10 protein-coding genes are annotated in these 15638 nt (G+C 58.0%); 1 reads left to right on the forward strand and 9 read right to left on the reverse strand.

Annotated features, from left to right (window positions below):
* Positions 1 to 40 precede the first annotated feature (40 nt).
* The 7 genes from ispG to NIM72_RS07375 form a co-directional block, all read right to left on the reverse strand.
* Positions 41 to 1162 carry a flavodoxin-dependent (E)-4-hydroxy-3-methylbut-2-enyl-diphosphate synthase gene (gene ispG, locus NIM72_RS07345; RefSeq protein ID WP_003848692.1) on the reverse strand — a complete coding sequence of 374 codons (1122 nt, stop codon included), beginning with the start codon at positions 1160 to 1162 and terminating at the stop codon, positions 41 to 43.
* A gap of 37 nt (positions 1163 to 1199) precedes the next feature.
* Positions 1200 to 2213 carry a cytoskeleton protein RodZ gene (gene rodZ, locus NIM72_RS07350; protein ID WP_253419652.1) on the reverse strand — a complete coding sequence of 338 codons (1014 nt, stop codon included), beginning with the start codon at positions 2211 to 2213 and terminating at the stop codon, positions 1200 to 1202.
* Positions 2203 to 2937 (reverse strand): type IV pilus biogenesis/stability protein PilW, encoded by a 735-nt coding sequence (pilW, locus tag NIM72_RS07355; RefSeq protein ID WP_253419655.1) that lies wholly within the window; start codon positions 2935 to 2937, stop codon positions 2203 to 2205. The genes rodZ and pilW overlap by 11 nt, the downstream gene beginning before the upstream one ends.
* Positions 2938 to 3017: 80 nt before the next feature.
* A complete protein-coding gene (locus NIM72_RS07360; RefSeq protein ID WP_161734349.1) occupies positions 3018 to 4187 on the reverse strand; it encodes a bifunctional tRNA (adenosine(37)-C2)-methyltransferase TrmG/ribosomal RNA large subunit methyltransferase RlmN in 1170 nt (389 codons plus the stop codon).
* Between the two features lie 186 nt (positions 4188 to 4373).
* Positions 4374 to 4805: a nucleoside-diphosphate kinase gene (gene ndk, locus NIM72_RS07365; protein WP_003848684.1), complete on the reverse strand. Its 432-nt coding sequence runs from the start codon at positions 4803 to 4805 to the stop codon at positions 4374 to 4376.
* 175 nt (positions 4806 to 4980) lie between these two features.
* On the reverse strand, positions 4981 to 7305 hold the full coding sequence (gene pbpC, locus NIM72_RS07370; RefSeq protein WP_253419658.1) for a peptidoglycan glycosyltransferase PbpC: 2325 nt from the start codon (positions 7303 to 7305) through the stop codon (positions 4981 to 4983).
* Positions 7306 to 7317: 12 nt separating this feature from the next.
* Positions 7318 to 12210 (reverse strand): alpha-2-macroglobulin, encoded by a 4893-nt coding sequence (locus NIM72_RS07375; RefSeq protein ID WP_253419661.1) that lies wholly within the window; start codon positions 12208 to 12210, stop codon positions 7318 to 7320.
* 146 nt (positions 12211 to 12356) lie between these two features.
* On the opposite strand from NIM72_RS07375, the gene sseA reads away from it, so the two are divergent.
* Positions 12357 to 13199 carry a 3-mercaptopyruvate sulfurtransferase gene (gene sseA, locus NIM72_RS07380; protein WP_222925126.1) on the forward strand — a complete coding sequence of 281 codons (843 nt, stop codon included), beginning with the start codon at positions 12357 to 12359 and terminating at the stop codon, positions 13197 to 13199.
* A 245-nt stretch (positions 13200 to 13444) separates the two neighbouring features.
* Here sseA and sseB read toward each other — a convergent pair whose 3' ends face one another.
* Together sseB and pepB are read right to left on the reverse strand one after the other, a co-directional pair.
* Positions 13445 to 14209 (reverse strand): enhanced serine sensitivity protein SseB, encoded by a 765-nt coding sequence (gene sseB / locus NIM72_RS07385; RefSeq protein ID WP_253419663.1) that lies wholly within the window; start codon positions 14207 to 14209, stop codon positions 13445 to 13447.
* Between the two features lie 46 nt (positions 14210 to 14255).
* Complete coding sequence (gene pepB / locus NIM72_RS07390; RefSeq protein ID WP_161734359.1) at positions 14256 to 15542, reverse strand: aminopeptidase PepB; 1287 nt, start codon at positions 15540 to 15542, stop codon at positions 14256 to 14258.
* Between the last annotated feature and the right edge of the window lie 96 nt (positions 15543 to 15638).

Consider the following 15638-nt stretch of genomic DNA (forward strand, 5'->3'; position numbering starts at 1 on the left):
GTTCAGTCAAAAAAGTCACGTACGCAGGCCGCGCACGCCATTATTTTTCCAGATGCTGAACATCAATACGGCGGCTGGCATCCAGCATCGACGCTTTGGCACGAATGCGCGCTTCCAGCTGATCGATCATGTCATTGTTGTCGAGACGATCGCGCTGACGCACACCATCTTCGTAGAAACCGCTCTTCTTGCTGCCGCCGGTCACGCCCAGCGTAGAGAGGGTCGCTTCGCCCGGTCCGTTGACTACGCAGCCGATAATGGAGACGTCCATCGGCGTGATGAGATCTTCCAGACGCTGCTCAAGCGCGTTGACCGTACCGATGACGTCAAACTCCTGACGTGAGCAGGTCGGACAGGCGATGAAGTTGATACCGCGAGAACGAATGCGCAGTGACTTCAGGATATCGAAACCGACTTTGACTTCTTCAACTGGATCGGCCGCCAGCGAGATGCGTAGCGTATCGCCGATCCCTTCTGACAGCAGCAGTCCCAGGCCAATCGCCGATTTCACCGCGCCCGCACGTGCGCCACCCGCTTCGGTAATGCCGAGATGCAGAGGCTGTTCGATCTGTTTCGCCAGCAGACGATAAGATTCAACGGCGAGGAAGACATCTGACGCTTTTACGCTGACTTTGAATTGATCGAAGTTAAGACGGTCGAGATGATCGACATGGCGCATGGCGGATTCCAGCAGCGCCTGTGGCGTCGGCTCGCCATACTTCTCCTGCAGATCTTTTTCCAGCGAACCGGCGTTTACGCCAATTCGGATCGGAATATTATTGTCGCGTGCGCAGTCGACTACCATACGGATGCGCTCATTGTTCCCGATGTTACCGGGATTGATGCGCAGGCAGTCAACGCCATATTCGGCGACTTTCAGGGCGATGCGGTAGTCAAAATGAATATCTGCAACCAGCGGGACGTTCACCTGCTGTTTGATCAGCCTGAACGCTTCTGCGGCATCCATGGTAGGCACCGAGATACGAACGATGTCGACACCGACTCGCTCAAGGGCTTTGATCTGATTTACCGTCGCTTCCACGTCAGTGGTGCGGGTGTTGGTCATCGACTGTACGGCGATTGGCGCGCCGTCACCGACCGGCACCTTGCCGACGTAAATGCGTTTGGATTTACGGCGGATAATGGGTGCTTCGTTATGCATATTTCTTCTCCACAATTGCCCGGTACGCGATACGCTGTTATTGCGCACCCAACGTCAGGCGAGCAACCTGGTTATTACGGATAAAACGGCTTAAATCAACGGGCTGATTCTGATATTGCACCTGAACCGCGGACGGCGCGCCAATTTTCAGACGATACGGAGGCGTTCCTGCCAGGCTGAGTTTACCACCACTGCGCTGAATACCGCTGAACAGTTTTTTGCCGGTGGCATCACTCACTTCCAGCCAGCAGTCGCCGTTAAAAGTCATGACCACTGCGTTAGGGTCAGCAGCCGGTTCACTGACCGCGGCTGCGCCGACTGGCATCTGAGGTGATGTGCTGGTACCGGACTGGGTGGCTGCAGGCGCAGCCGCCGTGTTTTCCACAGGAGCCTGACTCGGCGACACCACCGCATTGCTGCTGGTGTCCTGCTGTGCAGCAGTCGCGCCATTGCTGGCGCTGGCGGCCGGAGCCGTACTCGCTGGCGTGCTGGCCGCACTGTTATCGCGGGTCGTGGTATTGCTTTCGTCAGGCGCGGCAGGTGCCACGCTGTCACCGCTGGATTCACCCAGCGGAATCGACTGACCGTTATCACTGCTGCTGTTCTGATCGGTCATCGGCACCAGATCATCCTGCGACGCTTTATGATTCTGCCACCACCAGGCGCCGGTCAGACCCACCACCACAAACACGACCAGCCAGGTGAAAATCATCAGCCAGCCGTCGCGTTTTTTGCGGCGCTTACCCAGCGAGAAACTTTGCATCGGTTCGATTTTTGCAGCCCGAACCGGTGTCTGTTTCGCCATCATTGGCAGCAGTTCCTCTTCAGGAATGTGCACCAGACGCGCATAAGAACGAATGTAGCCGCGCAGGAACGTAGAGGCTAAATCGGCAGGCGATTTGTCTTCCTCAATGTCACGCACGGTAGAGAGTTTCAGGCACAGGCGCTCAGCGACGTTCTGCTGCGTCAGCCCCATCTGCTCACGGGCCAGACGCAGGCGTTCACCTGTTGAATGTAATGCAGAGTTTTCTTGAGTGGCTTCAGTATTCATTAGCTAAATAACGCTGGTACTGTATCGATTGCGGAAAACGTCGCGCTAACTGGTCGCCATAACGTGAAACGTCAGCGGCATTTCCCTGTAGCGCGGCGAAACGTAAGTGTAACGCCAGACTTCGTGCCGTTTCGGGCAGCTGTTGCTGGTAAACGTCGAGCAAAACCTGCACCTTTGCCAGCTGGTTATCTGCCATCAGCTTTTCAGCTTCCGACAGCAACGAATCCGCTTTGCGTCTGTCGGCCTCAAGGGCCTGGCGTAACGTCCTGCGGGCAGTGGCAACATCGCCCGCCTGCAGATAACAAAACCCTGCCAGTTCACGCGCGTCATTACGTGCATCAAACTGAGGTGCAGCGCCTGCCCGACTAAACTGTTGATGCGCTTCGTCATACTGCCTTAAAGCGCAGAGAAACGCACCGTAATTGTTAGCAACAAAACCATTATCCGGGGCCTGCTGCTGTGCCAGTATAAACCGTGCCTGCGCCGCTGTCTGATTACCCTGCTGCTGCGCCAGCCGTGCCAGTGCAAGCGAGACCCGGTAGTCCTCGGGCGCGGCGGCCTGTGCACGCAGAAAGTTTCGCTCAGCTGCGGTATAGTCTCCACCGGCCAGATAGTGCATCCCTAACTGCAGCCGCACCTCTTCAGCGCCAGGTTCGTATGGCTGGCTGACACACCCGCTTACAACAAACAGCGCAAGTAAAACAGCAGGTAATCCGTTACGCATAATCGTTTCCATCCGGTTGACGTTGACAGGCTGCAGCCTGCCACGCGTCATCACTTCAGGAAACGCACTCTGCCACTCTTCTAGAGAGCCTTCACAGATATGGCTTCACCCGCCATTTTTTTACGCAGCGTTCGCTTGGTACGGTCGATCACTTCTCCGGCTAACTGACCACAGGCGGCATCAATATCGTCGCCACGGGTTTTACGCACGATGGTGGTAAAACCATAGTCCATCAGCACCTTGGAGAAACGATCAATGCGGCTGTTTGAGCTACGGCCATACGGCGCACCCGGGAAGGGGTTCCATGGAATCAGGTTGATTTTACACGGTGTTTCTTTCAGTAATGCGGCAAGTTCATGCGCATCGTCGGTGCTGTCGTTGACATGATCCAGCAACACGTACTCAATGGTCACACGTCCCTGATTGGCGTTGGATTTACCAATGTAGCGTTTCACCGCCGCCAGGAAGGTTTCGATATTGTACTTTTTGTTGATCGGCACGATATCATCACGCAGCTTATCGTTCGGCGCATGCAGGGAAATGGCCAGCGCGACGTCAATCATATCGCCCAGTTTATCCAGCGCAGGAACAACACCTGAAGTAGAGAGGGTCACGCGACGCTTCGACAGACCAAAGCCGAAGTCATCCAGCATGATCTCCATCGCCGGGACCACGTTATTGAGGTTGAGCAGCGGCTCACCCATGCCCATCATCACCACGTTGGTGATAGGACGCTGGCCGGTGATTTTCGCTGCGCCGACAATTTTCGCCGCACGCCACACCTGACCAATAATTTCTGACACCCGCAGGTTACGGTTAAAGCCCTGCTGTGCGGTCGAACAGAATTTACACTCCAGCGCACACCCCACCTGTGACGAAACACAGAGCGTAGCGCGGTCGCCTTCCGGGATGTAGACCGTTTCCACCAGCTGGTCACCTACACGAATGGCCCATTTGATGGTGCCGTCGGTAGAGCGCATCTCTTCCGCCACTTCTGGTGCGCGGATCTCCGTCAGCTCCATTAGCCGGTTACGCAGCTTTTTGTTGATGTCGGTCATCTGCTCGAAATCATCGCAGCAGTAGTGATAAATCCACTTCATGACCTGATCGGCGCGGAACGGCTTTTCACCCAGCGACAGGAAGAATTCGCGCATCTGCTGACGGTTGAGATCCAGCAGGTTAATTTTCTGGTTTTTGGGGGAGACGACAATAGGGGATGCGGACGCGGACGTCACAATCTGTTCGGACATAATATTCTCTGGCCTCGTTGTTACACGTTATGGCGCTGTTCAGGGATAGGTGAAAAAATTGCGCCTTCATTAAGCGATGTCAATGAAGGCGCAATATTGTACAACATCTGCGGCCTGATAACAGGCGGGAGTGACCTCCCCTACGCAGATTTTTGTAAAGCCGCTGTAACGTTTATCGCCGGGCGATTAACGAGTACGTGGGCAGATTTCGTTTTCGCCGAAGAAATAAGCGATTTCACGGGCAGCAGATTCCGCTGAATCTGAACCGTGGGTCGCGTTTTCGGTGAAGCTGTCAGCGTAGTCAGCACGCAGAGTGCCAGCCAGTGCGTTTGCCGGGTTAGTGGCACCCATCAGGTCACGGTGACGCTGAACGGCATTTTCACCTTCCAGCACGGAAACAACAACCGGGCCAGAAGTCATGAATTCAACCAGACCATCGAAGAATGGCTTGCCCTGGTGCTCAGCGTAAAAGCCTTCAGCCTGCTCTTTGCTCAGCTGCAGCATTTTAGCGCCAACGATTTTGAAGCCTGCGCTTTCAAAACGGTTGTAGATAGCACCAATCACATTTTTAGCGACGGCGTTTGGCTTGATGATAGAAAAAGTACGTTCGATTGCCATGATGACCTCTGTCTTGACGTTCTGAAGAAACCGGTGGCGTCCGCCCCGGTTAATAAACGGCGCCGATTATAGGGGCTGAGTCCGGCATTGCCTATCAGAGATCCCTAATTTGTTGAAAATTCTTGATCTGAGTCGAAGCGGATGCGCTTCAGTTATGATTTAGCGCAGAAAACCATCATCCCCGACTGAAGGTGACCGAGACAAGCTGGCCCTCTTCATCCATCACCACCAGCTGATACTCGCCTGGATGATCAAGATGCAGCGACATCTCTGCGGCGTTTTGCGTCGTGAGAGGCTCACCATTCAGGAACCACCAGCGCTGCGCGCCCTGCCCTCCCTGCACCGCGACCGGGATCGTCAGTGCACTGTTGCCCGGCAGCGGCTTAACGATTTGTCCCTCAATGACGCCGGTGACGATCAGCGGTGCACTGCTGCCCTGCTGTAGCGGTGGACAGTGCGTATCAACAGCTGGCAGACGCTGCGCCCGCCGCTCCTGAGGCGGCAGCCAGGCTTCCAGCGGCAGCGGCCAGACCAGCCGTTCGTGACGGGTGGCGCCGGGGCAGTCAGCGGCAACGCGCAGTCCCTGCGCATTCTGCCAGTAACTCAGGCGTAATCCGCTGAGGCTCTCCTGACCCGGTGCCAGCAGCGTTGGCGGCAGAGTGTCTGAGGCGACCCAGCTTTGCCGCCGCTGACGACAGTTTTCATCTCCGGCGGGCAGCGGCTGACCACCAGGCCAGCAGAGGGTCGCTACCGTGACCGAGGCCGGACGCGGATCGCCTGGCACGTCACGCCTGCCGAGTCGGCTCATCAGCATGCTGTTAATCTGATTCATAATCGGCACAGCAGAGGCGAAACCAAACTGCCCGGCAACCGGAGTGGCATCCGGGCGCCCGACCCAGACGCCGATCAGATAGCGAGGATTGATACCCACCGACCAGGCGTCGCGATAGCCGTAGCTGGTGCCGGTCTTCCAGGCCAGCGGCACCACGTCGGGTACGCTGCCATTACCGGCAGGCTGCGCTTCGCCTGCGAGGATACGCCGGATGATCCACGCCGATTCCTTTGATAGCAGCGGCCGTTGCTGCAACGGTTGATCGGGCATCCAGCGCAGCTGAGCGGCATTGCCGTGACGGGCAAAGGCGCTGTAGGCTGCCACGATCTCATCCATGCGCGCCCCGGTGCCGCCAAGAATCAGCGAAAGATTGGGTTCCGCGCCAGGCGGAAAACGTAAATTCAGCCCCACATTACGCAGCCGCGCCGCGACGTTTTTTGGCCCTAGTGCTTCCAGCAGCTGAACGGCGGGCAGATTCAGGGAGCGCACCAGCGCCTCGCTGGCGCTGACCGGTCCGTGAAAACCGGTGTCAAAGTTGCCGGGCCGGTAATCACCAAAGCGACGCGGCACATCCTGCAGCAGCGATTCGGCATGAATCAGCCCTTCGTCCAGCGCCATGCCGTAAATAAAGGGTTTTAACACCGAACCTGGCGAGCGCACGCTGGCGATCATATCCACATGACCAAAACGGCTGTCATCAGTAAAGTCAGCCGAGCCGACGTAGCCACGAACCGCCATGGTGGTGTGATCCACCACCAGCATGGCCAGTGAGGTGCGCGGCGGCAGCTGATTTTTAACGTTCAGCGCCAGGCTTTCCAGTTCGCGCTGCAGTGAAGGATCGAGCGTAGAGACAATCTTATCGCTGCGGCTGCTCGACAGCAGTCGCCGGGCCAGCAGCGGTGCCATCTGCGGCATCTGGCGCGGCGGCAGCCACACCGGCTCCTGACGGATTTCCGCCACCTGTTCAGCGGACCAGATGCGGTATTGCGCCAGTCGATCCAGCACTTTATTGCGAGCGGCTTCCGCCCGTTCAGGCCAGCGATCGGGCCGCAGACGGCTGGGTGCCTGCGGCAACACGGCCAGCAGCGCCGCTTCGCCTGGTGTCAGCTGTGACGGCGCTTTTCCCAGCCAGCTCCAGCTTGCTGCGCCCACCCCTTCCAGCGTACCGCCAAAGGGCGCACGGTTAAGATAGAGCGTCAGGATGTCACGTTTGGAAAGATGCCACTCCAGCTGCAGCGCACGCCACGCCTGAATCAGCTTGCCCCGCAACGTGCGGGGTTGCGGGTCGATAAGGCGCGCCACCTGCATAGTCAGAGTGCTGCCGCCGGAAATCACACTCTGATGACGCAAATCCTGCCAGGCGGCACGCAGCAGGGCCAGAGGGTTGATGCCGGGGTGATACCAGAACCAGCGATCTTCATAGGTCAGCAGCGCCTGCAGATAAGCCGGTGCCACCTCCTCTGGCGTGACCGGATAGCGCCAGATACCCTTGCTGTCAGCAAAGCGCCACAGCGGCGTACCGTCGCTGGCCACAATGACCCGTGCAGGCTGCACCTGTTTAAGCGGAAGCGGAAACAGCCGATCCAGTCCCCACGTCGCCAGCCATAAACCCAGAAAAAAAAGCGGCAGCACGAGCCACCCCTTTTTAAGGGTGCGAGGTTTTAACACGCGTCGCGTCACTTACTGAATATGCAACTGCGACGGCGTGCTGCCGGTGGCGCGCCACTCCGGCACATACATCGACTCCACCTGTGGAGGCGGCACCAGGAAGCGACCCGGCGTGACCGCCCGCGCCAGATAGACCAGCGTTGCGGGACGATAAGTATCCACCGCCAGTGCCGCGACAAAGCGATCGTCGCGGAACTCAATGTGTTTAATGTCGGCCTGCTGCATGTCGCCCATGCTCTCCTTCAGCGCATCCGCACTGTCACCGAGGCTGGCGCTGCTGTCGGCCAGATTCTGGTTTTCCAGCTCCAGACCGGCAGGCAGCAGATCCACCACCAGCGCATCATTGATGCTGCGCTTTGACGAAACGGTCAGACGCACTACCAGCAACTCCCCGCTGCGCAGATTACTGAGATCGGCGGCTTTGCCATCCAGGGTGAAGTATTCACGTTTTATCCCGAGCACATTGCTCTCCGGCTGTGGGGCGGTCAGCGGATAGCCTGTCACATCCAGACGACCATACAGCGGTGCACTGCCCGGGTTACGGATGGCTAAGCCCTGCAACAGGCGTTCAGCCGCCAGCCCTTTATTCAGTGGCGCATCGCCCTGCAGAGGTTCAGGATTGCCCGATAATAGCGCCTGCCAGCTTCCGCCCTGTGCACGTTGCAGAGTGTGTGCTGCCAGATAAAGTGCATTATTTTCCTGCGTCGAGAACCAGCGTTTGCCGTTGACCTCTTTGGACAGGGACAGCAGCAGACTATTTTGCAAATCCGACTGCAGCTTATTTTCTGCTAACAGGGCAATCATCATCCCCTGATCGCGCACCGTGCTGCCGTAGTCGCCATACCACTCGTTGTCTGAACGCGTCAGCGTAGCTCCCTGCATGATCGCCTGCTGTGCACGCTGTCCGTCACCCATCAGCTTCAGCGCTACACCAAGCTGCATCAGCGCCAGGCCGGAACGAGCTTTCTCTCGTTTTTCATACAATGCACGCAGCGCACCCAGTGGCGCACGCTGCTGACGCGCCAGCACGAGTCCGGCGTAAGCCTGTACGCTGAACTGCAGCGCGGCATTGTTATCACCGCCGCCGCTTATCTGCGAGGGATCCTGCAGATAGCGCAGCAGCCGTGCATTAGCGCGCTCCACCACATTATCCGGCAGCGCATAGCCCACCTCGCTGGCGCGAAGCAGGAAGTCCGTCACGTAAGGTGTCAGCCAGAACTCCTCTTCACCTTGTTTATCCCACAGCCCGAAGCTGCCGTTAGCGCGCTGCATCCCGGCCAGACGGGCAATACCGGTGTCGACGGCGGCCCGTCGTGCTTCATCGCTGCTGGTTTTAATGCCCATCGCGGTCAGCTCAGCATGACTGGTATAGAGCGAAGGCCAGAGCCCGCTGGTAGTCTGCTCCAGACAGCCGTAGGGATAGGCATAAAGCGCACTGATATAGCTGGCGATATTCAGCGGCGGACGATTGCTCAGCGTCAGCTGTCCGCTCAGGGTTTGTGCATCCAGCCCCGTAAGCGCCGCCGCCGCGACCTCCCAGGGCTGATCGGGGCTGATCACGGCATCAAAGTTCAGCGTCTGCGCCGGATAAGGCGGTCTGACGCCAATTTTCCACTGCTGTCTGCCGGGCTTAACCTGCTCACCCGGCAGGTTCAGACCGGAAATCTGTACGGTGATCTCGCCATCACCAAAACCCGTTTTCGCCGTGACCGGAATCTGCAACGTGCTGCGTGCACCTTTAGCCAGCGTGACGCTCTGGCTGGCAGCACCGGCCAGATCCACCAGGCCACTGCTGGAGAGATCCACCGTCAGGGTTTGCGGCAGATCGGTCAGGTTAGTGAGATCCAGCGCCAGAGATGCCGAGTCACCGCTGGCCAGGAAGCGCGGGGTGGCCAGTTCGCTGATCAGCGGCGCCGCAACCACCAGTTTGCGTTCGGCCGCGCCGAAGCTGTCATCGCTCCATGCCTGGGTCATCAGTCGCAGTTCGCCGTTAAACGCCGGGATCGGCAGCGTAATCGATCCGTTGCCCTCTTTATCCAGCGTCACCGCCTGTAACTGCTGTGCGACGATATTGACGTGCGTCACCGGTTTTTTACCGCCGCGCGTCATCGATTCATCCTCGCCATCACCACCAAAACGCAGTGCCGCAAGCCGGCCGCCGCCTTCGATCAACTGACCAAAGACGTCATACTGATCGACGTTGTAGCGTTTACGGCCAAAGAAAGCCTGCCACGGATCGGGGGTTTTATAATCCGTCACGCTCAGTACACCACTGTCCACCGCGGACAGCAGCACATTCACTTTTTCTGGTAGCGGACCGCCGTCACGACTGGCGTGAATGTTGACCGTCAGGCGTTGCTCCGGGCGAATTTTATCGGGTGCCGCAAGCGTCAGGTTTAAGCGACGTGCTTCAGTCGCCATCGGCAGGTGCAATAGCCCTACCGCGCGTTTGGGTGTTGCGCCGCTGACCTTATCGCCGTCACGCACCACAATAGCGCTGAAGTAGAGATCGTGCCGCTGCCAGCTCTCAGCCACCGGCACATCCACCGTTGTGCCGCCCTTTGGTACGGTCAGCGGCTGCCACCAGAGCGTGCCGCTGCTCGACTCCACCATCAGGTAGCCTTTACCGGCCGCCGGTGATTCGACCTGCAGGTGCACGGTATCGCCCGGCTGGTAAGCGGCTCTGTCCAGCTTCAGTCTGACCTGATCGGGACGCAATGCACCTGTGCCGTTGGTGTTATCCTGCCAGTCATAACCCGCCTGGAACCGGACGCTGCTGACGATCTTCTCGCCCGCCTGCACTTCCAGCCGGTAGTGGCCCCACTCGACCGGGAAGCTGACTTTGGTGCTGCCATCAGCCGGGATAGAGATGGCGCGTTCATCTTCCTGCAGATCCTTGTCGCTATACTGCGACTGCCAGCCTTCGCTGTCAGAGAAGCTCCAGTAGTAATCGCGGCGCTCACGGATCAGGCGCACATCCAGCTTGTCCGCTGCCAGTTTTTTGCCCTGACTGTTGGCATAAACAATGTCGAATTCGGCCAGGCTCTGTTCCGGCACGTTAGGCTCATCGTGATAGCTGTCACTGCGGTAGTCATAAACCGCCTTGTTACCAAACAGCGGCCGGATACCCGGCAGGGCGTCAGCGGGCCAGATGGCCTGGGTGGCACGACGGGTGACCGGACGTCCGCCGGTCTCCAGCAGGCTGGCCTGCAGGATCAGGTTAAGCGGGGAGTGCAGCTGATCCCACTGATTTTCTACCGTGAGTTGTGCTTTACCGCTGGCATCGAGCTTGAGGTCCACCTCATCCAGCGTGCGCTTTAATCCCTCTTCGGTGATGTCACCAAACTGGTAGCCTGGCAGTGCAGTCACCGCCTCGCGTGCCGGTCGCAGATAGAGTTGACCCTGTAGCGTGTTACCTGCTGCTGGGGCGCCATAGAGATAGCGACCTTCAATGCCGAATTCAACACTGGCATCAGCGGCCTGTGGCTGAGGGTCATTTTTCAGGGTTAACGCCATACGCTCCGGCAGAAAATCTTCGACGTGAAACTTCCACTCGCGCTTGAGGTTATCGCCGGTATTCAGTCGCAGCATCCAGTCGCCGGTCATGGCCGACGCGGGCAGCGCCAGTCGCTGCTGGTAGAATCCCGCTTCAGACTGCCAGACAAAGGTCCGCATCACCTGGCCGTCAGGCTGCACCAGCTCCGCTTTGATCGGCTGGGCGGGCAACGGATGTCCGTCGGCATCGCGCAGCAGCGCATTGACGATGACGATTTCGCCGGGCCGGTAGATATCACGTGGGCCAAAGACAAACAGCTGTTTGTCATAGCCCTGCGGTCCGGCAACCGGAAACTCAGCGAGATCCAGCGCCGGACGCGCCAGGTCGATCATCGAGGTCTGTTCACCCTGCACGGCCAGCAGGAGCTTACCTTTTTCATCCGCTTTCAGGCGCAGATGACCGGTGCTGTCACTGGTGCCGCTCTGCAGAACCTGCCCTTTCTCATCCAGCAATCTGACGCTGACGCCGGAAAGTGGCTGGCCGCTTGCCAGACTCTGGGCAAAGAGTTCGAACTGAGCCGGGAAGCGGTGCAGTGACAGGCCAATATCGCTCAGGGTGAAAAGCGTGGCGGGCTGGCTGTAGTGATAAGTCCCGGCCTGCTTCATGACGGCCAGATAGACGCCGGGCTGCTGAAGCACCTTGATGTCACTCATCGGCAGTTGCAGTTTTTCACGCGTGTTTCGCGCCGGGTTGAGCTCAAAGCGTCCGCTATAAACCAGCTGGCTGCTTTTCAGCAGCTCCTGCGACTGCCAGCTTGAAAGGTTGTTGCCGTAATTCCACTGCGAGAGAAATTCCGCCAGGCCGGCATTCTTTATCCGGAAGAAATCGACATCGACCTGGTCAACATTCAGCGCCAGCACCGGCAATCCCTGGGTGATACGCAGCGGCAGCAGTGAACCGCGACTGGCAAAGCCCACCATCGGCTGGATATCACGGGTGGCGATTTTCTGACTGTAATCGGCGGCAAGCGTCTCACCGCTGGCCGCACGCAGTCCCGCATCCACCGTGACGGTGAAGTGGCGCGACGGCTCGGGATGGCGGAAGCGCAACGTTTTACGATTAGCGGCAAGTTCCCAGCCGCCATCCACCCGGCCCTGTTTATCGTCGGTCAGCCTGACTTTCTGCGCGATGTCCTGCTTGTCATCCAGTGGCTGGCTGAAGGTTAAGACCAGCGCAGCGGCACCGTCAATCTGCAGTTCCGAAAGATCGATAATCGTCAGCGGTTTGCTGACCTGGGCGGTTGCGGGTACCTCTGCCGCCTGGAGAGGCAAAACAGGTAACAGGGTCGCTGACAGCAGCGAGCCACCGATCAGCATACTGAGCAGCAGCCGGGTAGTGCGTTTCTTCATGGTAGTTCCTTCACCGGGACGCAGGGAGTGTCGTTTAATTACGCTGCGCAATTTCATATCAATGCTCGCATTTAATCAACGCTTCTCTTGAGATGGCGCGCACATTCCCTGACACTGGTATGACAGATTGCTGAGATGAGGTTGTTATGACGACGCCACTGATTGTGTCCGCCGACTGGTTACAAGAGCACTACAATGATGAGCGGCTTCAGGTGCTGGATGCACGTCTGTTGCCACCCGGGATGGAAGCGGTTCGCGATGTTCAGGCTGAATATCTGGCGGGTCATCTACCCGACGCCCCTTACTTTGATATTGAAGCGCTTTCCGATCACACCAGCCCTTATCCGCATATGCTGCCACGTGCCGAGACCTTTGCCGTCGCGATGCGCGAGCTGGGCATCAGCAGTGATAAGCATCTGGTGGTCTATGACGAGGGCAACCTCTTTTCCGCGCCACGCGCCTGGTGGATGCTGAAAACCTTTGGCGTGGCGCAGGTGTCAATTCTGGCCGGTGGTTTGCAGGGCTGGAAAGAAGCCGGTTTTGCGCTCGCAACTGGCAACGTGAATCTCCCGGAGGGTGAGTTTGAAGCGCACGCGGATGAAAGCCGGGTTAAACGCCTGACGGACGTGCTGCTGATCAGTCATGAAGGCGGCGCACAGATTGTTGATGCGCGTGCCGCTAATCGTTTTAACGCTGAAGTGGACGAACCGCGTCCCGGCCTGCATCGCGGACATATTCCCAACAGCCTGAATGTGCCGTGGAATACGCTGGTTGAGCAGGGAAAACTTAAGCCGGAAGCGGAGCTGCGCAGGCTGTTTGCCGACGCGGGCGTTGATATTACCCAACCGGTGGTCGCCAGCTGTGGCTCAGGCGTAACGGCGGTGGTATTGATTCTGGCGCTGACGGCGCTGGGCGCTCGGGATGTCACGCTGTATGACGGATCCTGGGGCGAATGGGGCAGTCGTGACGACTTACCGATTGCAAAATAATAAACAGGCGGCTGATAAGCCGCCTGTTTATTGATAATGCCTGGTTCGTTCTGCTGTAATACCGACGTTGCACAGGAAACAGAGTCAGATCGGAAAGTCGCTTAAGCCAATCCATGGCGCGGGACGCTTTCCTCTTCTGGCCCTGCTCTCTGCGCGTTAAGCTTATTCGTTGCGGCCAGATTCCCCTGATGCGGGATTATCAACTGTCTGAGGCGGCCCATGAGCCGCCTGTTCTTTTAAGTGAATCAGATAATCCGCTCACTGCCCTTGAAGTCGCGCAGGAAACTGCCCCAGCGACGCTCATAAAATGGCGGGATGTGGGCGGTAAAGAAGTGGCTGATGCCACGGTCGTGCAGCGTGACTTCACAGATATCAATCGGTGCATCGTCCGGCAGCGTGTCCGTTGCCACACTGCCCGCCGCCTGAATAATCGCCTCAATGTTGCTGTCAGCTTCAATACCAATCAACAGATTGGGCGCTTCATCAGCCCGCTCACGAATACTGGCGACAAATGCCCGGCGCACCTGTTTATGCTTACTGAACAACTGCGTCAGCGAATCGATCATCTGCGCAGGTGGCTCGGCCACTTCAGACAAGAGCAGGGACTGTCCGCCTTCCAGCACGGTTTGCTGGCTTAGCGCACTGCCCTCCTCAGCCAGCAGATGGGTGATCTCGGCTGCAGTAAACTCTTTACCGGAAGGCAGTTTGGGATTGAGAAACAGCGTCTCGCCGCGTGTGATCTCAAACAGCGTCCGGACCGGCAGACGCAGCCAGGATTGCTCACCGCTCACCGCTTCACTCATCGCCTCTTCAGACGTGAAAAAAGGAATGATGCTGCTGCCATCCTCTTTTTCCCAGTGCTGCAGATCAACGGGCGTGCTGGCATCAAGCTGTTGCGTGGTGCTTTCGCCTGGAACAAAGACATCAGACTCCAGCAGCAGTTGGAAAAATTCGGGCCGATGGGCAGGCTCGGTGGCTGCCAGCTTCAGCACCTCTTCAAGACGGTTCATAGTTTCCCTCTGAACAGCGGCGGCATCCGCCACCGCTGAGCCTTACTTATTTCAGTAACAGATTGGCGATGGTACGCACGCCAAGACCTGTAGCACCCGCCGCCCATTGATCAACCGCGCCCTTGCGATAGGTCGCGGAGCAGTCGATGTGCAGCCAGCCCTGCTGATAGTTGCTCACGAAATGGGACAGGAACGCTGCCGCACTGCTGGCTCCTGCCGCATGAGACGGGCTGGCGATGTTATTGAGATCGGCGAAGTTAGACGGCAGATGGCTGCGGTGGAATTCAGCCAGCGGCAGACGCCAGAACGGCTCGTTCTCACTTACCGCGCTGCCCATCAGCGACTGCGCCATCACATCATCAAAGGTAAACAGCGCATGGTAGTCGTTGCCCAGCGCCGTCTTGGCCGCGCCGGTCAGCGTTGCAGCATCGATGATCAGCGTCGGGTTCTGCTCGCTGGCGTCGATTAAACCGTCGGCCAGGACAAGGCGACCTTCCGCATCGGTGTTCATAACTTCCACCGATTTGCCGTTGCGATAGCGAATGATGTCGCCCAGTTTGAAGGCGTTGCTGCTGACCATGTTATCGGCACAGCAGAGGTAAAGTTTGACGCGCTTGTTCAGACCACGCGAAATCGCCATAGCCAGTGCGCCAGTAACGGTCGCCGCACCGCCCATGTCAGACTTCATCGAGTCCATAAAGCTGCTCTGCTTCAGGCTGTAGCCGCCGGTATCAAAGGTGATGCCTTTACCGACCAGACAGGCGTAAACCTGTGCATTCTCATCGCCGGTTGGGTTGTAGTCGAGCGCCAGGTAAACCGGCGGGCGATTTGAACCGCGTCCCACCGTGTGCAGGCCCATATAGCCCTGCACACGCAGATCGTCGCCTTTAGTAATGCGATAGCTGACGGCGCTGCCGCCCACTTCACTGATCAGATCAACTGCCGTATGCGCCAGCTGTTCCGGCCCCAGATCTTCTGCAGGCAGGTTAATCACGTTGCGGACCCAGTCGATGATTTTCAGACGGCGATCAAACTCCGCCTGCTCATGTTCGCCCAGCGCTGGCCACTCAACCTGACGCTGACCTTTCGGGCCACGGAAGCCCTGCCAGAATGCCCAGCACTGCTCCAGGTGCCAGCCTTCGCCGGTCAGCGCCACGTGGCGGATCCCCTGGCTGTCGATTTTGTGCGCCGCACGCTGGATGGTATTCAGCGCATCCACGCCGGTGAGATGCAGCGTCATGCCGCTGTCGTTGCTGCTCAGAATCGCTTTTTCGCCCCAGCGCGCATCGGCGGGCTGGCTGCTAAGCGTAATGTTCATGGGTTGTGTGGTCATCGAAAAGCTCCGTAATCGTTATCTGTTTCGTCCAGCCTGATTGTTATGACGGCTTTAATAAGATGTTAAATGTATTTCGCAGAGACCTGATAACAG

This window comes from Pantoea sp. B550, assembly GCF_024158165.1.
GTDB lineage: Bacteria > Pseudomonadota > Gammaproteobacteria > Enterobacterales > Enterobacteriaceae > Pantoea > Pantoea alfalfae.

Bases quoted from the DNA above. Each gene is read 5' to 3' on its own strand.
- ispG (WP_003848692.1), bottom strand. From the start codon at position 1,162: ATGCATAACGAAGCACCCATTATCCGCCGTAAATCCAAACGCATTTAC.
- rodZ (WP_253419652.1), bottom strand. From the start codon at position 2,213: ATGAATACTGAAGCCACTCAAGAAAACTCTGCATTACATTCAACAGGT.
- pilW (WP_253419655.1), bottom strand. From the start codon at position 2,937: ATGCGTAACGGATTACCTGCTGTTTTACTTGCGCTGTTTGTTGTAAGC.
- NIM72_RS07360 (WP_161734349.1), bottom strand. From the start codon at position 4,187: ATGTCCGAACAGATTGTGACGTCCGCGTCCGCATCCCCTATTGTCGTC.
- ndk (WP_003848684.1), bottom strand. From the start codon at position 4,805: ATGGCAATCGAACGTACTTTTTCTATCATCAAGCCAAACGCCGTCGCT.
- NIM72_RS07375 (WP_253419661.1), bottom strand. From the start codon at position 12,210: ATGAAGAAACGCACTACCCGGCTGCTGCTCAGTATGCTGATCGGTGGC.
- sseA (WP_222925126.1), top strand. From the start codon at position 12,357: ATGACGACGCCACTGATTGTGTCCGCCGACTGGTTACAAGAGCACTAC.
- sseB (WP_253419663.1), bottom strand. From the start codon at position 14,209: ATGAACCGTCTTGAAGAGGTGCTGAAGCTGGCAGCCACCGAGCCTGCC.
- pepB (WP_161734359.1), bottom strand. From the start codon at position 15,542: ATGACCACACAACCCATGAACATTACGCTTAGCAGCCAGCCCGCCGAT.